At 63.8% G+C, this 25,108-nt stretch carries 25 protein-coding genes; 10 read left to right on the forward strand and 15 right to left on the reverse strand.

Annotated features, from left to right (window positions below; all coding sequences use genetic code 11):
• Window positions 1–83: 83 nt before the first annotated feature.
• Together P8T11_RS12045 and P8T11_RS12050 are read left to right on the forward strand one after the other, a co-directional pair.
• Window positions 84–1,010 carry a LysR family transcriptional regulator gene (locus P8T11_RS12045; protein ID WP_268081727.1) on the forward strand — a complete coding sequence of 309 codons (927 nt, stop codon included), beginning with the start codon at window positions 84–86 and terminating at the stop codon, window positions 1,008–1,010.
• Between the two features lie 274 nt (window positions 1,011–1,284).
• Window positions 1,285–3,654: a DUF3772 domain-containing protein gene (locus tag P8T11_RS12050; RefSeq protein ID WP_268081726.1), complete on the forward strand. Its 2,370-nt coding sequence runs from the start codon at window positions 1,285–1,287 to the stop codon at window positions 3,652–3,654.
• Window positions 3,655–3,672: 18 nt separating this feature from the next.
• Here the strand turns inward: P8T11_RS12050 and P8T11_RS12055 are convergent, their stop codons facing one another.
• From P8T11_RS12055 to P8T11_RS12065, 3 genes are all read right to left on the reverse strand, one after another.
• Window positions 3,673–4,380, reverse strand: coding sequence for a hypothetical protein (locus P8T11_RS12055; RefSeq protein ID WP_268081725.1), 708 nt, complete (start codon window positions 4,378–4,380; stop codon window positions 3,673–3,675).
• Between the two features lie 44 nt (window positions 4,381–4,424).
• Window positions 4,425–4,901, reverse strand: coding sequence for a hypothetical protein (locus P8T11_RS12060; protein ID WP_268081724.1), 477 nt, complete (start codon window positions 4,899–4,901; stop codon window positions 4,425–4,427).
• 381 nt (window positions 4,902–5,282) lie between these two features.
• A complete protein-coding gene (locus tag P8T11_RS12065; RefSeq protein ID WP_268081723.1) occupies window positions 5,283–5,699 on the reverse strand; it encodes a hypothetical protein in 417 nt (138 codons plus the stop codon).
• A gap of 84 nt (window positions 5,700–5,783) precedes the next feature.
• Here P8T11_RS12065 and P8T11_RS12070 point away from each other — a divergent pair, with 84 nt between their 5' ends.
• Complete coding sequence (locus tag P8T11_RS12070) at window positions 5,784–6,074, forward strand: antibiotic biosynthesis monooxygenase family protein (protein WP_268081722.1); 291 nt, start codon at window positions 5,784–5,786, stop codon at window positions 6,072–6,074.
• A gap of 3 nt (window positions 6,075–6,077) precedes the next feature.
• Here the strand turns inward: P8T11_RS12070 and P8T11_RS12075 are convergent, their stop codons facing one another.
• The 5 genes from P8T11_RS12075 to P8T11_RS12095 form a co-directional block, all read right to left on the reverse strand.
• Window positions 6,078–6,677, reverse strand: coding sequence for a 3'-5' exonuclease (locus tag P8T11_RS12075; protein WP_268082376.1), 600 nt, complete (start codon window positions 6,675–6,677; stop codon window positions 6,078–6,080).
• Between the two features lie 37 nt (window positions 6,678–6,714).
• A complete protein-coding gene (locus tag P8T11_RS12080) occupies window positions 6,715–6,939 on the reverse strand; it encodes a DUF1653 domain-containing protein (RefSeq protein ID WP_050448360.1) in 225 nt (74 codons plus the stop codon).
• Between the two features lie 125 nt (window positions 6,940–7,064).
• Window positions 7,065–8,546, reverse strand: coding sequence for a methyl-accepting chemotaxis protein (locus tag P8T11_RS12085; protein ID WP_268081721.1), 1,482 nt, complete (start codon window positions 8,544–8,546; stop codon window positions 7,065–7,067).
• 439 nt (window positions 8,547–8,985) lie between these two features.
• Window positions 8,986–9,696, reverse strand: a complete 711-nt coding sequence (locus tag P8T11_RS12090) for a glutathione S-transferase family protein (RefSeq protein WP_268081720.1) — start codon at window positions 9,694–9,696, stop codon at window positions 8,986–8,988.
• A 26-nt stretch (window positions 9,697–9,722) separates the two neighbouring features.
• Window positions 9,723–10,805, reverse strand: coding sequence for a GlxA family transcriptional regulator (locus tag P8T11_RS12095; RefSeq protein WP_268081719.1), 1,083 nt, complete (start codon window positions 10,803–10,805; stop codon window positions 9,723–9,725).
• A 153-nt stretch (window positions 10,806–10,958) separates the two neighbouring features.
• Between P8T11_RS12095 and P8T11_RS12100 the strand changes: the two genes are divergently transcribed.
• From P8T11_RS12100 to P8T11_RS12120, 5 genes are read left to right on the forward strand one after another with little or no spacing between them, the layout of a single operon-like run.
• On the forward strand, window positions 10,959–12,011 hold the full coding sequence (locus tag P8T11_RS12100) for an ABC transporter substrate-binding protein (RefSeq protein WP_268081717.1): 1,053 nt from the start codon (window positions 10,959–10,961) through the stop codon (window positions 12,009–12,011).
• Between the two features lie 13 nt (window positions 12,012–12,024).
• Window positions 12,025–13,110, forward strand: coding sequence for an ABC transporter ATP-binding protein (locus tag P8T11_RS12105; protein WP_268081716.1), 1,086 nt, complete (start codon window positions 12,025–12,027; stop codon window positions 13,108–13,110).
• Window positions 13,107–13,955 carry an ABC transporter permease gene (locus tag P8T11_RS12110; RefSeq protein WP_268081715.1) on the forward strand — a complete coding sequence of 283 codons (849 nt, stop codon included), beginning with the start codon at window positions 13,107–13,109 and terminating at the stop codon, window positions 13,953–13,955. The genes P8T11_RS12105 and P8T11_RS12110 overlap by 4 nt, the downstream gene beginning before the upstream one ends.
• Window positions 13,952–14,743: an ABC transporter permease gene (locus tag P8T11_RS12115; protein ID WP_268081714.1), complete on the forward strand. Its 792-nt coding sequence runs from the start codon at window positions 13,952–13,954 to the stop codon at window positions 14,741–14,743. The genes P8T11_RS12110 and P8T11_RS12115 overlap by 4 nt, the downstream gene beginning before the upstream one ends.
• Before the next feature lie 51 nt (window positions 14,744–14,794).
• Window positions 14,795–15,808, forward strand: coding sequence for a proline racemase family protein (locus tag P8T11_RS12120; protein WP_268081713.1), 1,014 nt, complete (start codon window positions 14,795–14,797; stop codon window positions 15,806–15,808).
• Between the two features lie 84 nt (window positions 15,809–15,892).
• Here the strand turns inward: P8T11_RS12120 and P8T11_RS12125 are convergent, their stop codons facing one another.
• The 4 genes from P8T11_RS12125 to P8T11_RS12140 form a co-directional block, all read right to left on the reverse strand.
• Window positions 15,893–17,491 carry a GMC family oxidoreductase gene (locus P8T11_RS12125; protein WP_268081711.1) on the reverse strand — a complete coding sequence of 533 codons (1,599 nt, stop codon included), beginning with the start codon at window positions 17,489–17,491 and terminating at the stop codon, window positions 15,893–15,895.
• A gap of 63 nt (window positions 17,492–17,554) precedes the next feature.
• On the reverse strand, window positions 17,555–18,358 hold the full coding sequence (locus tag P8T11_RS12130) for a shikimate dehydrogenase family protein (protein WP_268081710.1): 804 nt from the start codon (window positions 18,356–18,358) through the stop codon (window positions 17,555–17,557).
• Window positions 18,359–18,387: 29 nt separating this feature from the next.
• Complete coding sequence (locus tag P8T11_RS12135) at window positions 18,388–19,374, reverse strand: transketolase family protein (RefSeq protein ID WP_268081709.1); 987 nt, start codon at window positions 19,372–19,374, stop codon at window positions 18,388–18,390.
• Entirely contained in the window at window positions 19,375–20,232 is an 858-nt protein-coding gene (locus tag P8T11_RS12140) for a transketolase (RefSeq protein ID WP_268081708.1), read from the reverse strand. It lies immediately after the preceding gene.
• Window positions 20,233–20,357: 125 nt separating this feature from the next.
• On the opposite strand from P8T11_RS12140, the gene P8T11_RS12145 reads away from it, so the two are divergent.
• On the forward strand, window positions 20,358–21,062 hold the full coding sequence (locus P8T11_RS12145) for a GntR family transcriptional regulator (RefSeq protein ID WP_050448372.1): 705 nt from the start codon (window positions 20,358–20,360) through the stop codon (window positions 21,060–21,062).
• A 9-nt stretch (window positions 21,063–21,071) separates the two neighbouring features.
• Entirely contained in the window at window positions 21,072–22,142 is a 1,071-nt protein-coding gene (locus tag P8T11_RS12150) for a glycerol dehydrogenase (protein ID WP_268081707.1), read from the forward strand.
• A 38-nt stretch (window positions 22,143–22,180) separates the two neighbouring features.
• On the opposite strand, the gene P8T11_RS12155 is transcribed toward P8T11_RS12150, so the two are convergent.
• Genes P8T11_RS12155 through P8T11_RS12165 form a run of 3 tightly spaced genes read right to left on the reverse strand, consistent with a single transcriptional unit; the run spans window position 22,181 to window position 24,871 of the window.
• Window positions 22,181–23,116: a 3-keto-5-aminohexanoate cleavage protein gene (locus P8T11_RS12155; RefSeq protein ID WP_268081706.1), complete on the reverse strand. Its 936-nt coding sequence runs from the start codon at window positions 23,114–23,116 to the stop codon at window positions 22,181–22,183.
• Complete coding sequence (locus P8T11_RS12160; RefSeq protein ID WP_268081704.1) at window positions 23,109–24,089, reverse strand: 3-hydroxyacyl-CoA dehydrogenase; 981 nt, start codon at window positions 24,087–24,089, stop codon at window positions 23,109–23,111. The genes P8T11_RS12155 and P8T11_RS12160 overlap by 8 nt, the downstream gene beginning before the upstream one ends.
• Window positions 24,089–24,871, reverse strand: coding sequence for an SDR family oxidoreductase (locus P8T11_RS12165; RefSeq protein WP_268081703.1), 783 nt, complete (start codon window positions 24,869–24,871; stop codon window positions 24,089–24,091). Before P8T11_RS12165 ends, P8T11_RS12160 begins: the two co-directional genes overlap by 1 nt.
• Between the last annotated feature and the right edge of the window lie 237 nt (window positions 24,872–25,108).

The following is a 25,108-nucleotide window of genomic DNA, read 5'->3' on the forward strand; positions in this document are numbered from 1 at the left end:
TGACTTAAAATCATCCAATCCAGTCGTTTTTTTCATAGTTTGAATTGCCTTCACGCGCATCGCGCCACAAGGAACCCACTCTCATGGACGTGCGCGCATTGCGGTACTTCGTTGAAACCGTCAGGCATGCCAGCTTCACGCAGGCGGCCAAGACGCTGTTCGTGACGCAGTCCACGGTCAGCAAAATGATTCGCCAATTGGAAGACGAAGCGGGCACGCCGCTGCTGATTCGCGACGGCCACACCGCCCGGCCCACCGACACCGGGCGCGTCATGTACCAGCGCGGGCTGCAAGTGCTGGAGACCATGCGCCAACTGAGCGAAGAAATGCGCCAGACGGCCGACTTGCGCCGCGGGGCGCTGGAAGTCGGCATTCCACCAATGATCAACTTGCTGTTCACCCCCGTGGTGAAGCGCTTTCGCGAACTGCACCCCGGCATTCACCTGACGCTGCGCGAGGGCACCGGCCAAGCGGTGGAAGGCCTGGTCGCCAGCGGCGAACTGGAGGTAGGTGCAACCATCTTGCCCATTGCGCCCGATGGCGGACTGAACGCGCAGCCTTTCGGCAACTACCCCATCTGGGTGATCGGGCCGCCCGACGCGCCGTGGGCCGGCAAAACGTCCCTGCCCTTGAGCGCCTTGCGCGACGCGCGCCTGCTGATTCCCACCGACGACTTCGCCATCACCCGCCGCTTGCGCCAGGCCTTTGCCGACGCGGGCCTTCAACCCAGCATCGCCGCCCAAAGTGCGCACTGGGACTTTCTGGTCGCGATGGCGTCCGCTGGCCTGGGCGTGGCCCTGCTGCCCGAACCCTTGATGCAACGCATGAAGACGCGCGGCTTGAGCACGGCCAAGCTGGCCAAGTCGGGCATGCAATGGGAAGTGGGGCATATCTGGCTGCAATCGGGCTACTTGTCATTCGCCGCGCGGGCGTGGCTGGACGTCTGCGACACGGTGCTGGGCAAGCCGAAAAAGGCAGTGGCACGCGGTGCGCCAACGCGGCTGAGTTGATTCCAAACGTTGGGCTGGTAAATAGGGATTGCGCCCGACAAGCGGTCCAAAGCGCGACTGCATCGCCGAAGCTGATCCGCCCCCGTTTATATCCCTGACGAGGATCCGCCTACCGACTGTCCGACAGTGCTCGGCATACCGGGGACACAGCACTATTTTTGTTGCAATGGGCAAGCCCTTGCCTTGGTATGCTGCCGCCTCGACGCGAGTGACTCGCTCCCGGAATATGACCCACACCGCCCCCCTTCTGTTCTTATGCAAGCGCTCCTGGCGCATGCCCCCTTTCGCGGCGCTTATCGCGGCGATGCTGCTGTCGTTTTGCCTGATGCCCGCCTTTGCGGCGCCGCCCCAGACTCCGGCGGAATTCGAAACGCAACTGGCCGCGGCCCGCAAGCAGATCGACGACATGCGCAAGCGTGTCGCGGACGAAACCGATGACGCCACGCTGGTCAAGCAGCGTGGCGAGGCGCTCGACATCCAGTCCAAGGCCGACGCGGTCAGCGAGGCGTTGACCCCGCAATTGGCCAGCGTGACAGCCCGCTTGAGCGAACTGGGCGTGCCCCCGGAAGGCGCCAAGGAAGCGCCCGACGTGGCGGCCCAGCGCGCACAGTTGGAAAAGAACAGCCGCGCGCTTGACGCTCAGGTCAAGCTGGCCCGGTTGTTGTCGGTGGACGCGGGCCAGACCGCCGAACAGATTTCGGCACAGCGGCGTACGCAATTTCAGGCCCGCCTGGGTGAACGCCGCGATTCCTTCCTATCGGGTCAGTTCTGGACCGAATTCCAGGCCGAACTCCCCCGTGACCTCAAGCGGCTGGAGGCCCTGGGCGATGACTTGACGACCGCCGTCGGCCAAACACCGAAGTGGGGCTGGCTGTTGCTGGCCGGCGCCGCCGCGCTGACCATCGCGCTGCGCATCTGGATCGGCCGGTTGATTCTTAGACTGACCGCCACCCGCGTGCCACCCGGTCGGCTGCGCCGCTCGTTCCTGGCCGTGGCGCAGGTGATGCTGTCGGTGGCGACGCCCGGCATCATCGCCCTGCTGATCCACACCGGCCTCGATTGGGATTCGCAACTGTCCGACAACACGGTCTCGTTGCTGGCAACCTTGGTAGCCACCGTCTGTTTTGGCGGTTATGTCTCTGGGCTTGGCAATGCGCTGCTGTCCCGCAGCCGCCCCTCGTGGCGCTTGCCGCCCATCAGCAATGCCGCGGCTACGCGCTTGCAATGGCTGCCGAACCTGCTGGGTACGCTGGTGGTGATGATCTGGCTGGCTGAACGCCTGCCTGTGTTGCTCAATGCCAGCCTGACCACGACGATCACGCTGACCGGCATCGTCGCCGCCTTGATCATGGCGACCATGAGCGCCGTGCTGGTGATCGGCCGTCGCCTGCGGCAGAAGCTGATTCAGGAAACCGAGGCGCCCGCGCCCTTCTGGATTTCACTGCTGTTGGGCATCCTCTGGACGGTGCTGGTCCTGAGCCTGGCCTGCTTGCTGGCGGGCTATGTGGCGTTCGGCGCATTCCTGGCCAAGCAGGCGCTGTGGGTCTTGATCGTGCTGGCCTCCGCCTATCTGGTGTCGACACTGATCGAGGACGGATTCAGCACGCTGCTGGGCACCACGCACCGCGAGGGCGAACGTGAAGGCGCCAGCCTGCGCGACCAGGCGGCAGTGCTGCTTTCCGGCTTGGGCCGCGTGATGGTCGCTTTGGTGGCCATCATCTTGCTGGTGGCCCCATTTGGCGAAGGGCCGATGGACCTGGTGCAGCGCTTTGACCAACTGCACAAGGGCCTGGCGATCGGCGAAGCGCAGATCCGGCCGGGCGCGGTGCTGCAAGCGTTGGTGGTGTTGGCCTTGTCGCTGCTCAGCGTCAAATTGCTCAAGCGCTGGTTGTCGAACCGCTATCTGCCCACGACGGAACTGGATCCGGGCATGCAGCTATCCGCCGCCACCTTGTTCGGTTATGCGGGTTTCGTCATTGCTTTTGCGCTGTCGTTATCCGCCGCCGGCATCGGCCTGGAGCGCGTGGCGTGGATCGCCAGCGCGCTATCGGTCGGTATCGGTTTCGGCTTGCAAGCCGTGGTGCAGAACTTCGTGTCGGGCCTGATCCTGCTGGCCGAACGGCCGGTCAAGGTGGGCGACTGGGTGTCGTTGGGCGGGGTCGAAGGCGACATCCTGCGCATCAACGTGCGCGCCACCGAAATCCAGATGGGCGACCGCTCCACCGTGATCGTGCCGAACTCTGAGTTCGTGACGAAAACCGTGCGCAACGTGACCCATTCGAACCCGCTTGGGCTGGTGCAGATCAAGCTGCCGATGCCGCTGTCGACCGACGCCGAAGCAGTGCGCGAACTCATCCTGCAAGCCTTCGCCGACCACGAGGACGTGCTGGACACCCCCGCCCCCAACGTGTTCCTGGACGGCATTGAAAACGGGCATCTGATCTTCAACGCCAGGGGTTATGTGTCGTCGCCGCGCGCCGCCTACGGGGTACGCAGCGCCCTGCTGTTCACTGTCCTCAAGCGCTTGCATGACGCCGGGCTGGAAGTCTCGTCGCCGCCGACAATGGTGCTGTCGTCGCCGTCGCCCTCGCCGCTGAGCGGCGAGCAGGAGACCAAGGGAGTGGCGCCGCCGCCCTCGGCGTAGGCGCCGCTCCCCTTCTCTTCAACCGGGCGAATACAAGTCCGCGAACTGCTGGCGTTCAAGCCGTGGGTTGCGCAAGGGCGGCGACGCCAGCGCGGTGGCCTGCGCGGTTTGCACCGGATACGCTTGCATCGCGGCCGTGGCTGCGGGGGGTGCCGCCAGGACCCGGCTCTGCATCGGCGCGGCTGGCACGGTGGCCGCCGTCGAGGTCGGCGCGGCCTGCGCCACGGCCGAGGTGTCGAAGCGGTGGTCCGCCGTCGTCAAGGCTGGATTGGTGCACAGGCCCTGCGCCACCAGCGCGGCCTTGGTGCGGTCGTCCGTCTGGCACAGGATGTCGATGGCCGCCGTTTCCAGGCGTCGCGAACGGTCGGCATCCTTGGTGGAGGCCGCCGCCTGCATGGTGCGTTCGAAATTGCGCCGCAAACTGCACTTCTGGTCTTCGATCGGCACCGCCACGTTCATGCCGAAGCCGATGACCGAGCCGCCACCGCCGGCGGACACCATGCAGCTATCCGACGAAAACGAACCATAAAAACTCTGGCCGCCCACCGGGGGCACCGTCTTCACCGAGCTGGAGCCGTTATTGCTTGAGTTGAACGTAATGCCCTGGTTATTGCCGGCGTTGGTCGACCCCGACGTTGCAGAGGTAGTGGAACTTGAATTGCTCGTCTGCGCCACGGCCGAGCCGGCCACCAGCGACAGCGTAATTGCAAACACGATTTTCTTCATGATGTCCCCTCGACCGGACGGCCGGAGCCGTCCGGATAATTGGGTCAGCGATTGAAGCCGCCAACGTGGCCCATCGGGCCCACCCCACCAATCGCCCCAAACGCGCCGATGTTGGCGGCCTTGAAGGTTCCCGCGGCCGAAGCCACGGTTTCCGTCTGCCCGAACGTGGCGCCGCCGTTGGCGATGCTGTCGCCGACCATGATCGGGGCATTGCCCGACACACTGCCGTAGGTTTCGCTGGTGGCGTACTGGCGCGTGCTGGTCACCACCGTCGTGCCTTCGTGGTTGAACGACCCGCCCACTTGCGCGACGCCGCCCGTTTCGCCGAACGACGTCTGGCTGGAAGAGCCATAGCCGTTGACTTGGGTGGCCACCACCGAACTGCCGTTCGAGATGGATGAGGCCGTGCCATTGATCGTGCCGGCATGGCCGGTGATCGACACGGAAGAGATGTTCGGCCCACTGGCATAAGCCGATGCGGCAAACAACGACAAGGCTGCGACTGCTGCGAGCTTTTTCATTTGAGCTCCTCCTGACCCGCTTCATGCGGATACACAGGCACCGGTGGCCGACCGGCGCGGACCGCTACGTCTTGCCCCAAGCCTGGCAACAACGCTGGGCGTGGGACTTTCGTATTGGTACGGAATGATTGCTCCGTCCTAGGCATGTCGATATCGGCTAAACGGGCGATCGCGTCTTTGTGGACGAGCGCAACGCATGAAGCGAAAAGCAGAAATGACGAGCAGCCCGTCGTCAAACCATGCGTATGGCCGATGAAAGTGGCAGACGATGCCGCCGCGCGCGGACGCGGGTTCAACTCTAAGGATGGCTAAAGGCGCGAACGGATCAGGCAAGGTGCCTAGCGCGCACGCGGGGTGGCCGGGCGTTGATGGCCTATAGGCTTACTGTCGAGTTTGCGAAAGCCGTACAACATGGATGAATTGTGCCGCCTCGCGGCGGGCCAACCCAAGGTCGCCCCCCACCAACAGCAGCAGGAAACCGCACTCCGCCAAGGCCGGGTCGGCCAGCACGTGGTAGCTGGCCAGCAGTGAAATGCCCAACGCGCCCGCTAGCCACGCCGGCCACACAGGCGGCATGCCATGCCCGGCTGGCGGCGTTACGCGGCCAACACAAAGCCATGCCATCAGCGGCAGGCACAACATCGACAAGGGGACGTAAATGGCAATCGCGGACAGCACCACGGCCACACTGAACTGCGTGTGCTGCGAGAGGGCCATGAGCGCAATTGCGCCGATACCCGCGTACCACAACAGGCGAACGGCAACGAGGCGAGTCAGGACGGCGGCTCGGGAATTCATCGGTCAGGCTGATATAAGAAATTTCCGCCATACTACTCCGGCCGGCCAGGACCCACCTGGCCCCAATTCATTGGAGACCCCGTCATGATCCAGGAAATTGCCAGCATCCATGTGCGCGAAGGACAGGAAGCGCTGTTCGAGGCAGGCGTCGCACAAGCCAAGCCCCTGTTCCTGCGTGCCCGTGGCTGCCACGGGATGGAACTGCATCGCAGCATTGAACAGCCGCAGCGTTACACCCTGGTTGTCACCTGGGAAACGGTTGAAAACCACATGGTGGATTTCCGCGAATCGCCCGACTTCCAGGAATGGCGCAAGCTGGTCGGCGGTTTCTTCGTCGAACCGCCCCTGGTGCATCACGAACAGCAAGTGATCTGAGGCCTACGCCGGCGCGGCTTGCCCCAGGGCCAGGCGCGCGTTGGCCGCCAGCGCCACGGCAACCGTGGTGCGCACATCGGCCAGCGCCCTGTGCGTTGGGTTCGATGCGCCCACGTGGCGGGCCAGGATATCCAGCTTGTGCGAAGGCAATTCCGGCCAGGCCCGCCGCGCCAGCGCCAGGGTGCAATTCGTAGGATTCAGGAACGGCAACCCCGTCTGATCCGCCGCCGCCCCCAGGAAACGCCGGTCAAACGACGCGTTGTGAAAGAACACCGGCAAGTCTTCGACAAACGCCAGGAAAGACGAAAACGCCTGCATGACCGGCACTCCATGACGGTCGACTTCGGCCTGCGTGATGCCGGTCAGCCGGGTAATGAAGGACGGCACGGGCGAGGCCGTGCGCACCACCTGCGTGTACTCGCGTGCCAATGTGCCGCACGTCTCGACACGGACCGCCGCAAATTCCAGGATCTCGCACGTGGCGGTGGACAGCCCGGTGGTTTCCAAGTCGGCCACGATGAACGGGCCACGCAAGGCCTGCAAGGCCGAGGTCAGCGCCGCCGACGCTTGGGTGGGCTTGCCCGCCGTGCGTGACGACGCCATGCCCGTGCGCGGACGCCGGTTATAGAACGTCACGGCGTCACTGCCCCGCGCCCAAGGGCGCAAAACGTGGCGAGCCATCGGCCAACTGGCCAAAGAACAGCGACGCGGGCCGCACCCACAGGCCACGTTCGTGCGGCCACAGGTGTTCGTACACCACCATTGACTCTTCGGTTTCGGAATGGCGGGCCGTGCCCACATACAGGTAAAGACCGCCTTTGTAGTGGCGGTGCGAGGCAAGAGCCAGGGCTTCGGATTCAGTCATGGACGGTGGCCGCAAAAATAATCGGCCTGGGCGGTAAAGGTCCGGCCCAGGCCTGGGATTCAAACAGAACCGTCTTTATAGCGCACTCGCGCGGGGCTCAGTAATGCGCTCTCAGCCCCACGGACTCAGTACCGCACATATTCCAGAACCGGCGCGGCGGGCAACGGCGTATTGGCCGCCTGCCTGGCACGCACCGAGTCGGTTACCGGCTTGACCACGGGATGCTGCCGGCCCTGGCGCGCCGCCAGCGCGTCGGCCGCGTCCTGGGTGGCCCGCCATGTCTGTTCAGCTTCAGCGGTCATTTTGGTGATGTCTTCCGTCACGCCCCCCAGCTTGGCCGACTGGGCAAGCGACACGTTCACCACTTCCGCCATGATCTCGGTAACCCGCCGCGACGATGCCACGATATCTTCCATCGTGGCGCCCGCCGACTGGACCTGGCCCGCTCCGCTTTCAATCTGTTCGACCGACGTGGTGATCAGGCCTTTGATTTCCTTGGCGGCCGCGGCGCTGCTTTGCGCCAGGCTGCGCACCTCGGCCGCGACCACGGCAAACCCCTTGCCATGCGCACCGGCTCGCGCCGCTTCCACGGCGGCATTCAGCGCCAGGATATTGGTTTGAAAAGCAACGCCGTCCATCACGCCGATAATCTCGGAAATACGGCGCGAGCTTTCGGTGATGGCGCTCATGGTGCGCACCACGCCCTGCACGGTCTTGCCTCCCTGCTCGGCAATCTGGCTTGCATCCAGCGCCAACCCATTGGCCTGGCTTGCGCGCTCGGCATTTTCCGTCAAGCCCTGCACCGCCACCCTGAGCGTCTGCGCGGCGGTAAAGCGCGTGGTGATATCCGTGGCGAATTTCACCACTTTGAACGGCCGGCCCTCGGCGTCGAAGATGGGGTTATAGCTGGCTTCGATCCATACCTGGCGGCCATTCTTGCCGATACGCAGATATTGGCCGGTGTCGTATTCGCCGGCGCGCAGCTTGCGCCAGAACTCCTTATAGGCCGCGCCTCGTGCCTCTTCCGGGCGCACAAACATGCTGTGGTGGCGGCCTTCCACTTCCGAGGCTTGGTAGCCCACGGTTTTCAAGAACAGATCATTGGCGCGAATGATGGTGCCGTCGAGTTCAAACTCGATAATCGCCTGCACTTTGGATATTGCCGCCAATTGCCCTTCGGTGTCGGCCTGGCGTTGTTGCTGATCGGTAATGTCGGTGGCGTACTTCACCACCTTCAGCGGCCGCCCGCGTTTATCGAAGATGGGGTTGTACGACGCTTGCAGCCAGACATCGCTGCCGTCTTTACGGACCCGGCGATAACGTCCCGCGTCGTAGGCGCCCTGCCCCAGCTTGTGCCAAAACGCCGCGTATTCCGCGGATTCGCGTTCAGTGGGATCGATGAACATGGCGTGATGCTGGCCCAGCACTTCGTCCAGTGAATAACCCATGGTGTCCAGGAAATTCTGATTTGCCATCAGCACATGCCCCTGGAGATCGAATTCGATCACGGCCTGTGCCTTGTGAATGGCGGATATCTGACCGTATAGGTCCGCCTTCTGCATACCGCGATTTCCACGGAACAGGCGGCTGAATGTAGTCCATTGCATAAGGCTTCTCCTGCCAAGGTTGGGACGAAGTTGCTGACAATGACCAAAAAGAGTTTTCAAAGCAGAACTGACTGGCGCGTCCCGACCCAAGCCAAGCAATGTACGCCGCGCCGCATGCACTACTCCGTTTGTCCGCCGCCCCAACGGCGACGGAACCTATAAAGAAGATAAACCCTGCAGAATGTATCCAGTCGAAAATATTAATCCTATAAATGTCCGTTTCTCAACCTATTGACACTCATGTCGTGAAAAAAATTTGAATTCCATGAGGTAAATGTCATTTATAGGTAGTAGTTCTCTCCGTATAAACCCGGTATCACCTACGGTGCAATCGGGTTACTACAAAGTCACATTCAGACCTTTTCTCGTATTAATGAAAAGGGCCATTTCCGATACTGGAACTGGCCCTAATTATTAATGCAAATGGGAGCTACTTAGCTCAAGCCGCATCCAGTTCGCGATACTGGCGGAATATGCATTCGCCGAATGGCAGCCGCCTGCCGCTGGAAAAATAGGGCTGCAACGCCGGTAACACCGCCACCCGCGCGTGCAATGCCATGACGTTCGGATAATGCGCCGCCACCGTGCCCATGCGCTTCGGAAATGCATATAGCAGCCCGTCCACCAGATGGAAAAGCGACAAGTCCACATAGCTCCAGCGATCCCCACCCGCGAGCCACGCGGACGGTCCGGCCAACACGCGCTCAAAATAAGCCAGGAACTTTGGAATGCGCTCTTCCCGGAAGGCCCGGGCGCGCCGTGCCGCTTCCTCTTTCTGGTCTTCGTAGTAATCGTTTGCCGAAATGGGATGGTGAGTGTCGTGCGCCTCGGTCACCATATCGGCAATGGTCAATTGCAACTGGTTCACCCACAACCGGCCTTCCAGGGAATCCGGCGCCAAGCCATGCTTTTCCCCAAGATAAAGCAGGATATTGGCGGTTTGCCCCAGCGTGATCTTGCCGACCACCAGATACGGCGGCGCAAATGGGGGATGCGCGCGGGGCGCGCGCATATCTTCGATCAGCGCATCATCCGAGGCGCCCGGTTCGCGTACGCGCTCGCGGTACGGAATGCCGCCTGCTTCAAGCGCCAGGCGTACGAACTCGCCGCGTCCGGGAATGGTTTCCCAATACCAAAGGTCATAGGTCATGCCGTCTCCTTGCGTCGGGGCGAGGGTCAGGCGGGAAAATCCTCGGCGCCGCCCTCTTGACCCACGGCCAGCAAGCCGCGGGCCTGCTGATACTGCCGTGGGGACAAACCAAAATGCGCGCGAAAGTCGCGCGAGAAGTGCGCGCCATCCGCAAAGCCGCAGTCCAGCGCAATCTGCGTGATGCTGCAAGGATTATTCAGCAACAACCAGCTTCCGTATTCCAGGCGCAGTTGTCGCTGAAATGCCATGGGCGACTTGCCCGTAGCCAGCCGGAACGCCCGTTCCAACTGGCGGCGCCCCACCCCGACATAGCGCGCAATGGCGTCCAGCGGTGGCGGGTTGTCGATGCGTTGTTCGATAAAGTGCGCGGCCTGTCGCACCCGCAGGTCCTGGATGCCGGACAGATCGGTGCGGAAATGCGCTTGCGGCACACGCCCCGGGCGCACGCCTTGCAGCATCATGTGGCGCATGGCCTGCTGCGCCTTGTCGCGCCCGCAATGCCTGGCCACCAGATACAAGGCCAAATCGATGGCCGCCGTGGACCCCGCGCAGGAAATCAGGTCACCTTCGTCCACGAACAAGCGGTCCACCACCGCGCGCGTCTGCGGAAAGCGCTCGCGGAAGGCGTCCAGCACATTCCAATGCACGCAGACGGTGCGCGGGCCCACCACCCCGGCCTGCGCCAAGGCGAAGGTGCCGGTGCAGATCCCCAGCAAACGCACGCGCCGCGCCGCCGCCAGCCGCAGCCAGTCGCGCAGCGGCTCCGGCATGCGGCCGTTGTGATAGTCGTTGCCGCCGCACACCGCCACGTAGTCGAACTCGGCGGGGTCCGCGGGCAGGCCGTCGGCGACATCGATCGTCAAGCCCGCGCTTGCGCAGCGCGGTTTGCCGTCCCAGCTCATGACACGCCATGAGGTATGGATCTGCCGGCTGCGCCCACCGTGGTCGCCCGCCAGGCGCAACACATCCACCAAGCCGGCGAAGGCGGCCAGCGTGAACTGGTCCATCAGCACAATGCCGACGTTCAGTGCGGGTTTCTCCCGAGGCAAGGCGTCGGCATCCTCGTCATAGGGGGACGACGCAGCGGGAGGGAAGACGACGGTGTTCATGACGCAATTATTCAAGTTTTTGTCCCGCGCCTTCAATCTCGTTTTCCCGCGGATCACCCAAGATGCATCCATGGCGATGTCCTGTGCCGCTTTCATTGCGTCAGACTTGCTGGACAAGCCGAAAAATCGACAAATCGACAAGGGGAATCCAACATGGCAACACTTAACCGCAGCGCACTGGGCGCCGCTTTGCTGGGCGCCGGGCTATTGATGGCCGGCACGGCAGGCGCGCAGGACAAGAAGATCACCGTCGCCTGGTACGGCGGCAACTGGGGCGACGCTTTCCGTACCTGCGTGGCCGACCCCTACACCAAGGCCACGGGCGTGACCGTGGTGCCGGAAGTGGGCACCTCGACCACCACGCTGGCCAAGCTGCAACAGCAGAAGAATGCGCCCACCATCGACGTCGCCTGGATGGACGGCGGCATCAGCGAGCTGGCCCAGCAGGCCGGCGTGCTGGACACGCTGGACCCCGCCACCATCCCGAACCTGAAGAACGTGATTGACCAGGGCGTGTACCGTAATGGCAACGCGGCCTACGCCGTCAGCACGGGCTACTACTCGCTGGGCATTACCTACAACACCAAGGAAGTGCCGCAGGCACCCACCAGTTGGAAAGACTTGTGGAAGCCCGAGTACGCCGGCGCGGTGGCCGTGCCCTCGCCCGCGAATTCGTCCGGCGTGCCCTTCGTGTTCTTCCTGGCGCGCGTCTGGGCGGTGGACCCGTCGAATCTGGCGCCGCTCTACACCAAGCTGTCCTCGCTGGACACGGCGCTTTATTTCGATAGCTCGGGCGCGGCCAGCAACGCCTACCAAAGCGGCGAGGCCATCATCGGCGCGCACTTCAACGTGGGCGCGTGGGACTTGATCGACAAGGGCCTGCCTATTGGCTTTGCCGTGCCCAAGGAAGGCGCCTGGGCCACCGACGCCCGCCTGCATCTGGTCAAGGACGCGCCCCATTCCGCGGACGCCAGGAAGTTCATCGACACCGCCCTGACGCCGGACGCCGCCGCGTGCCTGGCCACCCGCTTGTATCTGGGGCCGGCCGTCAAGGGCGTGCAGGTGCCGAAGGATGTGGCGCGCAAGCTGCCGTGGGGCGCCGAAGGCTCGGTGGAGAACCTGAGCCTGTTCGACTGGAACCTCATCAACAGCCGCCGCGCCGAGGTCACCGACGCCTGGAACCGCCAAGTCGCCCGCAAGCGCTAGGCCGGGGTCGAACATGTCCGCTTTGCTCACCATCGAAGACGTGTCGATGCGCTTTGGCGCCTACCAGGCGCTTGACCGCATCGGCCTGGACATCCAGCAGGGGGAGTTCGTGGCCCTGCTGGGCCCCAGCGGCTGCGGCAAGACGACGTTGCTGCGCGCGATAGCCGGGTTTCTAAAGCCGGAATCCGGCCGCATTCTGATCGACGGCCAGGACATCAGCCGCCTGCCCGCGCATCATCGTCCCTTGAACACGGTGTTTCAGAACTACGCGCTGTTTCCGCACATGACGGTGCTGGAAAACGTGGAGTACGGCCCGCGGCGCCAAGGCGCGTCGAAGGCTGACGCCGCCGACCGCGCCCGCGCCGCGCTCGACATGGTGGGGCTGGCGGATTTCGGCCCGCGTTACCCGCGCGAAATGTCCGGCGGCCAACAGCAGCGCGTGGCGCTTGCGCGCGCCATCGTGAACCAGCCCAAGCTGTTGCTGCTGGACGAACCCCTGTCGGCGCTCGACCTGAAGCTGCGCAAGCGCATGCAACTGGAACTGAAGCACCTGCAAGCCAAGCTCGGCATCGCGTTCATCTTCGTCACGCATGACCAGGAAGAAGCCATGACCATGGCAGACCGCGTGGTCGTCATGCACGCCGGGCGGATCGAGCAGGTGGGCGCGGGCACGGACATCTATCGCCAGCCCGCCACCCGCTTCGTGGCGGAATTCATCGGCGACGCGAACTTCATGGCGTTCACGGTGGAGTCGGCGCCCACGGGCGACACGCTGCAACTGGAGCTGCAAAATTTGCGCGTGCCGCTGGCGGGCAACAACACCGTCAACAACACATTCAAGACCCTTCCCCCGCGCGGCGTGGCGGTGCTGCGCCCCGAAGACCTGCGCCTTGCCGAGGGCCAGGCGACAGGGATGCTGACCGGCACGGTCGCCGACGTCATCAACGTGGGCAGCCACAGCATGATTCATGTGGACGTAGACGGGCAGACCGTCGTGTCGCGCCATGGCGGCATTGCGCCATCCGGCTTGCGGCCCGGCGCGCCCGTCAGCCTGACCTTCGCGCCCGAACACCTGCACCTGATCGGTGAACAGCCATGAACCGGCGCGCCTGGCTCTCACCCGGCCTGCTGCTGGCCGCGCCCGTGCTGTTCTTCGCGGCGTTCTTCCTGGCTCCGTTGGCCGTGGTGGCGCTGGCCAGCATCACCAGTAGCGAGCCAGGCCTGTCGTTGACCACCCAGCAGTATCTGCGCGTGCTGGCCGACCAGTACCACTGGGACGTGATCCTGACGACCTTCCGCCTGGCGCTTTTCACCACCCTGGTCTGCGTCATCTTGGGGTATCCGCTGGCCTGGTATCTGGTGCGCGTCGTGCGCTGGCAGGCATGGCGGCGCTTTTGCGTGATCTTGCTGGTGGTGCCGCTGTTCACGAGCAACATCGTGCGCGCGTTCGGCTGGATGGTGCTGTTGGGCCGCAATGGGCTCGTCAACCAGGCCCTGGTGGGCGTGGGCGCCGCTGACCGGCCGGTGCGCTTTATCGGCACTGAACTGGGCATCCTGATCGGCATGGTTTATGTGCTGCTGCCCTTCGTGGTGCTGGCGGTGGGCAATGCGCTGGCACGGGTGGATCCGGCTTGCGAGCACGCCTCCGCCGACCTGGGCGCCAGCCCCACGGCTACGTTCTTTCATATCACCTGGCCGCTGACGCTGCCCGGCGTGATGTCGGGCGCCATCATCGTCTTCACCCTGGCGGTCAGCGCCTACGTGACGCCGGCGCTGCTGTCCGGCGGGCGGATATCGGTGCTGTCGATGCTGATCTTCCAGCAATACAGCTCGGTGTTCGACTTCCATTACGGCGGCGCGTTAAGCATGGTGCTGCTGGTCTTCACCTTGATATTGGTGGCGCTGGCCAACCGCGCCGCCACCTTGCCCGGAGCCGCGCGATGATCGCCCGCCACCTGATCCGCCTGATCGCGCTGGCTGTGCTGGCGTACCTGGCACTGCCCCTGATCGTGATCATGGGCGCGTCGTTCACGGCCACGCCTTACCTGGCGTTTCCGCCCCAAGGGTGGACGCTGGAGTGGTATCGCACGCTGCTGGTCGAAGCCGGCTATCTGGCCGCGTTCACCACCAGCACGGTGCTGGCGCTGGCGGCAACCGTCGCGGCGGTGCTGCTGACGGTGCCGGCCGCCCTGGCCCTGGCTCGGTACGAATTTCCGGGCAAGGCGGCGCTGACGTCGGTGCTGATGTCGCCCCTGGTGCTGCCGCACATCGTGCTGGGCGCGGCGCTGCTGCAGTACGGCGCGTACTTCGGCTTGACGCGCAGTTTCCTGTCTTTGTTGATCGGGCACATCGTCATCATCGCGCCGTTCGTGTTGCGGTCCACGCTGACTCTGCTGACGCCCGAGCAGCGCGCGTTGGAGGAGGCCTCGGCGGACTTGGGCGCCAACCCCTGGACCACGTTTTTCCTGGTGGTGCTGCCGCAGATCCGGCCGGGCATCGTCACCGGTTCGATCTTCGCGTTCATCTCGTCATGGATCAACGTGGAGCTATCCATCTTCAACACCACGGCGGACCTGAACACCATTCCCGTCAAGCTCTTCAACTATGTGCAGTACACGATTGATCCGACCATCGCAACCGTATCGGGCGCCACGATTGTGGTTGCGGTGATCGCTATCGTCATCCTGGATTTGACCGTCGGCCTGGACATGCTGTCCGAACGCGGCAAATAGTTTCCCCCTTCCGCAGTTTCCTTTCATCCTACTTAGTCTGGAGCCACAGTCATGCGCAAGCAAGACGCGTTCGATGTCATCTATACCCATACCGAAGGCGAGCCCCTGTGCATCGTGCATAGCGGAATCCCCTACCCCGCCGGATCCACCATCCTGGAAAAGCGGGCCTTTCTGGAGCAGAACTACGACTGGTTGCGCCAGGCGCTGATGCGCGAACCGCGTGGCCACAAAGACATGTTCGGCGTGTTTCTCACGCCGCCGTCCAGCCCCGAATTCGACGCCGGCCTGATCTACATCGACGGCACCGAGTATTCGCACATGTGCGGCCACGGCACCATCGCGGTCAGCATGGCGATGGTGGCCAACGGCCTGGTCGCGCGCGGCAAGGACGGCATCACCAAGATCCGCTTTGAAACCACAGCGGGCCTGGTCGTGTCGGAAGTGGCGTCCGAAGGCGACAACGTACTGTGGACGCGCTTTGAAAACGTGCCCGCCTACGTGGCCGCGCAGGACATCCCCGTTGAGCTGCCCGGCTACGGCAAGCTGCACGCCGACATCGTGTGGGGCGGCAACTACTTCGGCATCGTTGACCTGTCGGGGTGCGACCTGCGGATCTCGCCGGACAACGGCACCGAGCTCTCGCGCATGGGCTTGATCGTGCGCGACCAGTTGAACGCGCGCCATCGCATTCAGCATCCCACCGAAGCGCACATCAACAACCTGAACTTCATCACGTTCTGGCACCAGCCCACGATCGAAGGCGCGTTCTACAAGAACGTGCACGTGTTCAGCGCGGGGCAGTTGGACCGCTCGCCGGGAGGCACCGGCACCAGCGCCATGATGGCCATGTTCGAGGCGCGCGGAAAGATGGGCTTGAATCAACCCATCAAGTCGGAGGGACTGTTGGGCAGCGGCACCTTTGAAGGCTGCCTGCTGGGCGAAGTGGATTTGAACGGCACGCGCGCCGTGCGCCCCACGGTGAAGGGCACGGCCAGCATCCTGGGCACCGCGCGCTGGGTGATTGACCGCAATGACCCGGTGGGTGCGGGGTTCTTGATCCGTTGATCTCGTTGATCGACTGATCGGCTCATAAGTGGGCGTGCGAGGCGTGCAAAGCACCACTGCCTTGCACGCCCGTTCCACGACGCGTCACGCCGTTGCCGCGTCTTCCAGGATCAGTTCCGCACCGCGCTCGGCCACCATCATGACGGCAGCCTGTGTGTTGCCGGACACCATCTTCGGCATCACCGACGCGTCCACCACGCGTAAGCCCGTCACGCCGTTCACGCGCAGCCTGACATCGGTGACGGCGGCGGCGTCGGAACCCATGCGGCAGGTGCCGATGGGGTGATAGATGGTCTGGCCATTGCGTCGCGCGAAGTCCAGCCATTGCTCGTCGCTTTCGACGGCGGCGCCAGGGCTGATTTCGGATTCGATGTAGCGTTGCATGGCCGGCTGCCCCACGATGCGGCGCGCGACCTTCATGCCGCCCACCAGGCTGTCGCGGTCGATCTGCGCCGACAGGAAGTTGGGCCGGATGGCGGGGCCGGCGGTGGGGTCAGAAGACTTGAGATGGATCGAGCCCACTGATTCCGGACGCAGTTGCGCCACGCCGATCGTCATGCCCGGCTGCCGGTCCAGAATGCGTTCGGCGGCATTGGCATAGCTGGCGTGCACGAAGAAAAACTGCACGTCGGGCGTGGGTAGATCCGGCGCGCTTTTCACAAAGCCATGCACCAGGCCCGTGCCCAAGGTCAAGATGCCGGTATGGCGCGTGTAGTACCGCGCCACCTGTTGCGCCAGGCGCCACCCGCGCGACATCTCGTTCAAGGTCACCGTGCCCTTCACTCGCCAGTTCATGCGCGTGGCGAAGTGGTCAATGTAGTTTTCACCCACTTGCGGCTGCGCGTGCACCAGCGGGATGTTGAACGACTGCAGCAAGGCAGGGTCGCCGATGCCCGACAACTCCAGCAACTGCGGCGACTGCACCGCGCCCATGCACAGAATGGTTTCGCGGGCGGCACGCACCGTGTATTCCTGCCCGTTCTTGCGGTAGGTGACGCCTGCGCAGCGCTTGCCTTCGAACACCAGTCGCGTCACGTGTGCCCCACATTCCACGCGCAGGTTCTTGCGTGCGGCGGCGGGTTTCAGATAGCCGTCAACCACGCTCCAGCGTCGGCCCCGCCGCTGGAGCACCTGGTAGTAGCCCACGCCTTCCTGCTTGCCGCTGTTGTAGTCGGCGTTCAAGGATTGGCCGTCTTCCTGCGCGGCGCGCAGAAAGGCGTCGGACACGGGAAACCGCTCGGCCACTTCTTCCAGGTGCATGGGGCCATTTTTTCCGCGCGTGTCGCCCCCGGCTTCGTAATGCTCGATCTTGCGGAAGACGCGCTCGGCCTGCGCATGGCCCCAACCCGTCGCGCCCGCCGCTTCCCAGCCATCGTAATCCTGGGGCTGGCCGCGCACGTAGATCATGCCGTTGATCAAGGTGGAGCCGCCCACGCCCTTGCCGCGCGGCACCGCGATGATCCGGCCATAGACGTTGTCTTCGGGCTCGGTGGCAAAACGCCAGTTGTAGTCGGGATTCACCAGCAGCTTGGAGAAACCCGCCGGGATGGAAATCCACATGCTGCGTGCTTCTTGCCCGGCTTCCAGCATCAAGACCCGATGCTTGCCGTCGGCACTGAGCCGGTTGGCCAGGATGCAACCCGCCGTACCGCCGCCCGCAATGATGAAATCGTAATCGCCCATCGTGTTCCGCCACGTCCTGATGTTGGTTGTCTGGCCTGGGTTGCCGAGTCTTAGTTGCCAGCCTTATTTGGCGGGCACCACGCCCAGCATTTCGGCCATCAGCGCGATCTGGCAAACCAGCATCGGCGCGCCGTAGTGCACCTTGCAGCCTTTCGCTTGCGCGGCCAGCAGCAGCGCGGTGTCCTTGGGTTGCATGATGACTTCGCAGACGAGCTGGTCCGGGGTCAGGCGTGCGGTATCCAGCGGCAGCGCGTCGCCTTCCTTCATGCCCAGCGACGTGCCGTTCACGACGAGATCGTGCCCAGACGGGTCTGGCGTACCCACGGCGATGTTGGCCTCGGGATGCAGCGACAGGATGCGCGCCTTCAGGTCTTCGGCCTTGACGGGTGTGCGGTTGGCGATGGTCAGCCGCGACACGCCGGCCTGCACCAGCGCAAAGCCGATCGCGTTGGCCGCGCCGCCGGCGCCCGCCAGATAGGCGCTTTTGCCCTTCAGGTCCACGCCCGCGGTCTGCAAACCGCGCACGAAGCCTTCGCCGTCCAGCATATGGGCGGTGAGCTTGCCGTCGGCATCGCGGCGCACCACGTTGGCCGCGCCGATCTTTTGCGCCACCGGCGTCACCTCGTCCACCAGTTCCAGGATGGCAGTCTTGTGCGGCATGGTGACGATGACGCCGCCCAGGTTCTCCAGGCGGCGCAGGCCTTCGACGACGGCGGGCAGGTTATCGGGCCGCGCATGAAACGGCACGCAGACGCCGTCATAACCCAATTGCGCGAACAACTCGTTCATGCGCTGCGGCGTCTTCACGTGATGGATGGGGTCGGCCAGGATGCCGAACAGGCGGGTGTTGCCGGTGATTTCCTTCATGGGGGTCTCCGAGGTTTCAAGCATTGTCTTCAGGATGCCAGCAGTTCGCGGGCCACTTCACCGATGCCGGCCGCGTCCAGTTTGTAGTGCGCGTAGAGCGTGGTGGGCGGCGCGATCAGGCTGTATTCGTCGTAGATGCCGTGGCGGCGCAAGCGCGTGCCCGTACCGATGTCCGCCAGCACTTCGGCCACGGCTGACCCCAGCCCGCCCAGCACATTGTGCTCTTCCACCGTCATCATCAAGCCCGCCTGGCCGGCGGCCGCCAACACGGCGTCGCGGTCCAGGGGCTTGATGGTGGGCATGTCTATTACGCCTACCGACAGGCCGTCTGCGCGCAATTGCTCGGCGGCCGCCAGCGCGGCGTGCAGCGTGATGCCGCAAGCGATGATGTTTAGATCGCTGCCTTGCGAATGCACGATGGCGCGGCCGAATTCGAACGGCGCGCCATCTTCATAGACCTGCGGATCGCGGCCACGGCCGATGCGGAAGTAGATCGGTTCCGGCCAGTTCACCGACGCCTTGATGGCGGAGGCCAGTTGCGGGCCGTCGGCGGGTGACACGACCGTCAGGCCCGCCAGCGCGCGCATGGTGGAAATGTCTTCGGTGGCGTGGTGCGAGGTCCCGTAGAAGCCCAGGCTGATGCCGGTGTGGTGGCCGATCAAGCGCACGGGCAGCTTGGTGTAGGCCACGTCCATGCGGATCTGCTCGCAGCACAACAGGCCTAGAAAAGATGCGAAAGTGGCCACGAACGGCATCATGCCCGTGGTGGCCAGGCCCGCTGCCGCCGACACCATGTTCTGCTCTGAAATGCCGAATTGGATGTAGCGGTCGGGGTAGGCCTGCGCAAAACGGTTCAGGCCATTGGAATATTGCAGGTCGGCCGAACCCGCCACGACCGGGTGCCCGGCCTGGGCCAACTCAATCAGCGCGTCGGAAAGATAAGACAGCCCGGGGTTGACCGCATTCAGGGCGCGGTACTGCCAGGAATCGGGAGAAAGAACTTGTGCCTGTGCCATTCAGATCTCGCGGGAAAGAATTTCGTCGACGGCGCTTTGCGCGTCTTGCGGCGCCAGGTAGCCCAGGTGCCAGCCGGGCTCGGTTTCCATGTAGGACACGCCTTTGCCCTTGAGGGTCTTGGCTATCACGCAAGCCGGCTTGTCACGCGTGTCGTCCGCGCGCAGGCGGCGCAGCAGCGCGGTCAGCGCGTGCAGGTTATGGCCGTCGACCTCATGCACGTCCCAGCCGAACGCCTGCCACTTTTCCTTGAGCGATTCGACACCCATCACGTCATCGACCTTGCCATCCAACTGGTAACCATTGCGGTCGATGATGGCCACCAGGCGCGACAGCTTGTTGTGCGCGGCAAAGAGTGCCGCTTCCCACACCTGGCCTTCCTGCATTTCGCCATCACCCAGCATCACGAAGACATTGAAATCGCGCTGGCTCATGCGGCCGCCCATCGCCATGCCGACGCCGTTGGACAGCGCGTGCCCGATCGACCCCGAGCTGAAATCGATGCCCGGCACCTTGCTCATGTCGGGGTGGTCGCCCAGCGGGCTGCCCAGGCGCGTGTAGCCATCCAATAGCGCGTGGTCAATGAAGCCGTGGTCGGCCAGCACCGGAAACAGACCAACCGCCGCGTGGCCCTTGCCCATCAGGAAACGGTCGCGGTCCGGCCAATGCGGCTCGCCCGGGCGCAATCGCATCACGTCGTAGTACAGCGACGCGAATATTTCCGCGCAAGAAAAGACCGAACTGTAATGCCCGACCTTGGCAATTTCAATCAACCTGATGGTCTCCAGCCGGATGTAACGGGCCTTTTCCCGCAGCATCGCGACTTCCCCCTGGGTGGGGGCCTCCTGGTCATGGCGCATGGCGCGTCCTTTCTTCGTTAGGATATATGATATATAATATACCCATTGCGCTCGGATTGGCTATCGCGGGCTAGAATTCACCCGGATTCAACCCGTTCCCTTCATTTCAGCAAGCCCGAAACGTCATGCCCAGCCTTAAACCGGTAAAGAAAGAGAACCTCTCCGTCAGGGTCTACAACGAAATCCGCAATGCCCTGATCAATGGGCAGTACGAACCCGGCGAACGCCTGATCATTGGCGAACTGGCCCAAGAGATGGGCGTATCCATCACGCCCGTGCGCGAAGCCATCTTCCGGCTCATCAGCGAACAGGGCCTGGAAATGCAGGCGGCCACGGCCGTCTACGTGCCTTACGTGAATTCGGAAAAGCTGCGTGAAATTCAGCAGATTCGTTTCCATCTGGAAGGCATGGGCGCGGCCGAGGCCGCGCAGCACATCACGCGCAAACAACTGGACAACCTGATCGCCCTGCAGAAGGACTTCATTTCCTGCACGTCGACCGACCCCAAGCGCGCCAGCTACCTGAACAGAAAGTTCCACTTCGCCATCCTGGAAGCCAGCAACAAACCCATCTTGCGCGCCACCGTGGAATCGTTCTGGGTCATCACCGGCCCGATCCTGAAGGTGTTCCACGTCAAGACCGCCGGGCTGGACTATTCCGAAAACGAACACCGCCACGAAGCCGTGCTGCAAGCGCTGGAAGCGCGTGACTCCGAGGCCGCGCGCAGCGCCATCCAGGCCGACCTGGTCTGGGGCGGAAAAATCATGATCGACTGGCTGGTTGAACGCGAAAAAGAGCTTGATTACCGCCCTCCCGTGCCACGCAAATAGGAAGACGTCATGCTGAAGATTTTTGGCGCGCCCAGCCGCTACATACAAGGCGCGGGCGCCCTGGACAGCCTGGGCCAATATGCCGCCCTGTTCGGGCACCGCGCGGCGCTGGTCATCGACGGCTATGTCCATGGCGTACTGGGAGCAAGAATCGAAGCCCTGTGCGCCGAGCACCACGTGGCGCTGGCGCCACTGATCGTGGAAGGCGACCTGACGCCCGACCTGATCGCCAGCCTGCGCGCGCAGGCGGCCAACGCTGGCATCGACTTCGTGATCGCGGTGGGCGGCGGCAAGTCGCTGGACGCGGGCAAGGCGGTGGCGAAGTCGTCGCACTGCCACCTGATCACGGTGCCGACCGTGGCGTCCAACGACGCGCCCACCAGCAAGAACTACGTGCTGTACGACGCGCATCACAACCTCCTGGCGGTGGAACACATGTTGTTCAACCCCACGATCGTGCTGGTTGATACGGCCATCATCGCCACCGCGCCCGTGCATTTTTTCCGCGCCGGCCTGGGCGACGCCGTGTCGAAGAAATTCGAGGCCGAGCAATGCCAGCGCAACGGCGGCAAGAACATGTACGACGGCGCCCCGCTGCTGACGGCGCAACTGATCGCCGACGGCTGCTTGCGCACGCTGCTGGCCGACGGCGTGGACGCCGTGGCGGCTGCCGGCACGGGCCAGCCCACGCCCGCGTTCGAGCGCGTGGTGGAAGCGATGATCCTCATGAGCGGTCTCGGTTTTGAAAGCGGCGGCCTGTCCATCGCGCATGCGCTCACGCGCGGGCTGCCCAAGATCGGCGGCGTGGCCACCGCGCTGCATGGCTTGCAGGTTGCGGTCGGCCTGCTCGTGCAACTGGATCTGGAACAGCGCAACGACGGCATGCTGGCGGACTTGACCCAGTGGTACGCCCAGGTCGGCCTGCCCACCACGCTGCGCGAGCTGGGCGCGGCCGACATGCCCAGCGACGCGGACTTGGCGCTGGCGGCCGAGCTGACCCTGAAAGCCCGCCATGCCGCCAACTTCGATCGCCCGCTGGATGTCGCCACGCTTGCCGACGCACTGCGCCGCCACGCCTGAACGCGGCGGCGCGGCGCCTGCCTGATCAGAACGCCAACTCAGAACGCCACGTTGTCCCGGCCTTTCAGGCCGAGCTTGGCGCGCGCTTCGTCAGGCGTGGCCACTTCCAGGTTCAGCGCTTCGACAATGGTGCGGATGCGTTCAACCTGCAAACGGTTGGACTCGGCCAATTGCCCCGGCCCGATCCACAGCGAATCTTCCAACCCCACCCTCACGTTCGAGCCCATCGCCGCGCCGATGGTGGCCAGCTGCATCTGATTGCGGCCGGCGCCCAGGATGGACCATTCGTAGTCATCGCCGAACAGGCGGTCGGCCGTGCGCTTCATGTGCATCAGGTCTTCCGGATGCGGGCCGATGCCGCCCAGGATGCCGAACACCGACTGGATGAAAGGCGGCGCCTTGACCAGCCCGCGGTCAACAAAATGCGCCAGGTTGTAGAGGTGACTGATGTCGTAGCACTCGAACTCGAAGCGCGTGCCGTTGGCGTTACCCAGCGTCAGGATGGATTCGATGTCCTGGTACGTGTTGCGGAAGATCAGCGAACGGCTGTTCTCAAGATGCTCCCTTTCCCAGTCGTGCTTCAGCTCTTTGAAGCGATCCAGCATCGGGAACAAGCCAAAGTTCATCGACCCCATGTTCAACGACGCCAGCTCCGGCTGGAACGTCGTGGCCGGGCGCATGCGTTCTTCCACCGTCATGTGTGGGCTGCCGCCGGTGGTGATGTTGATGATGGCGTCCGTCTCGTTCTTGATGCGCTCAAGAAACGGCTTGAACAGCGCCGGGTCTTGCGACGGCTTGCCCGTTTCGGGATCACGCGCATGCAGGTGCAGCACGGCCGCGCCCGCCTGGGCCGCGCCGATGGCGGCGTCGGCAATCTCGTCGGCCGTGACCGGCAGGTGCGGCGACATGCTGGGTGTGTGGATCGCGCCCGTCACGGCGCAGGTAATGACGACTTTCTGTTTGGGCTTAGCCATGCTTGTCTCCGTCCTGTTGTTTGTGGCGCATCAAGCGCATCAGTTTTTCATCGCGCCAGAAGCGGCGCTTGGCAAGGTCTTCCTGCGGCAGCAGGCCGCGGCGTTCGTCCGCCAGGGCCCCCACCAGCGCGGCATCCCAGGCCACGCATTCGGTTTGGTCGGCCCCAATGGACTGATACAGCCCGCCGTAGCGCGAGCAATAGTCCGCGATGCCGCCGGGCGCGTTCAGGTCGATGGTTTCGAACGGCCCCATGAACGACCAGCGCAGGCCCAGCCCGTCCTTGACCGTCGTGTCGATGTCCTCGGCACTGGCGATACCTTCCTTGGCCAGCCGGAAGGCCTCGTGCAACAAGGCGCCTTGCAGGCGGTTCAAGATGAAGCCTTCGATTTCACGGCGCAGCCGCACGGGCTTTTGCCCGATGGCCGTCATGATGTCACTGGCGCGTTGCAACGCGTCCGCGCTGGTCCACGGCGCCGGGCAGAGCTCCACCACGGGAATCAAATACGGCGGGTTGACGGGATGCGCGACCAGGCAACGGTGGCGTCCCGGCAGGTGCTCGGTGAACTGGCTGGCGGGAATGCTGGAAGTGGAACTGCCAATGACGGCGTCGGGCTCGGCCGCCGCATCCAGCGCCGAGAACAGCGCGCGCTTGATCTCAAGCTTTTCGGGCGAGTTTTCCTGGATATAGCACGCGCCCTTGACGGCATCGGCCAGGCTGTCGGCGATATGGACGCGGCCGATGATGGCGTCGGCATCCGTCAGCAAACCCTGAGCTTGCAGTTCGTGCAATTGCTGCAAAATCAGCGCGCGGGCTTCGGCCAGCATGGTTGCGTTGACGTCGTGAAGGCGCACCTGCCAACCCTGGCGGGCGAACACGATGGCCCAGCCCTGCCCGATCAGGCCCGTTCCGATGATGGCGGCAGTATGGGCAACGGGTTGGGCCGTGGATTGGACTACTGGATCGGCGCCCATCAGTAGAGCTTCTGCGTAAAGCCGTCGATCACCAGCGCCTGGCCCGTCACGCTGCGGGCTGCCTCGCTGGCGTTGAACAACACCGTGTTGGCGATGTCGCGCGCGGTGACCATGCGGCCCAGCACGGCCTGGTCTTCATACTGCGCGGCAATTTCTTCAACCGGGCGTCCCAGCGTATTGGCCTTGGCGGCGATGACGGCGCGGATGCGCGGGCCTTCGACGGCGCCCGGCAAGATGGCGTTCACCCGGATCCCGTGCGGCCCAAGTTCAATCGCCAGGGACTTGGTGAAACCGATCACCGCCCACTTGGACGCCGAATACACCGAACGCCCGGCAAAGCCCAGATGGCCGGCGGCGGACGACAGGTTGATCATCACGCCGGCTTTGGATTCTTTCAGCATCGGGATGGCCTGGCGCGCGCACAGGAACTGGCCGGTAATGTTGACGGCCAGCGTGCGGTCCCAATCGGCCTTCGACAGCGTTTCGACGTAGCCGGTCGGGCCTGCCACGCCGGCGTTGTTGATCAGAATATCCAGCCCACCCAATTTCTGCTTGACGGCGGCAAAGAGCGCGCCCACGCTGTCTTCGTCCGACACGTCCGCCACCATGGCCTGCACGCCGGGCAGCTCGGACGGGATGGCGGCCACGCGCGCCTCGTTCACATCGCACACGAAAACCGTTGCGCCGGCGTGGCGGAAAACCTTGGCCATTTCCAGGCCCAGACCATCCGCGCCAGCGGTGATCAAGACCCGTTTTCCGGCGAAATCGACTTCCTCGAACATGCTGTTGTCTCCTGGTTCTTATGGAAAAGCGCGTGTTTGATGATATACGATATATGACGCCGGGCAATAATTTCTGGCATGATGAGACGCTCTGATCGCACGGAAAAGACGCCGTCCGCCTGGCGGAATTTTGCGCTTTATTTCTCATACTATCGGCCGCTAAGGCTTTATTCATGCGGTTTTAGGGAATTCCCCGATTCGGCCCGCCGCAGCCCCCACTAGAATCCAATTCGGGGT

The organism is Achromobacter spanius (assembly GCF_029637605.1).
Taxonomy (GTDB): Bacteria; Pseudomonadota; Gammaproteobacteria; order Burkholderiales; family Burkholderiaceae_B; genus Achromobacter; species Achromobacter spanius_E.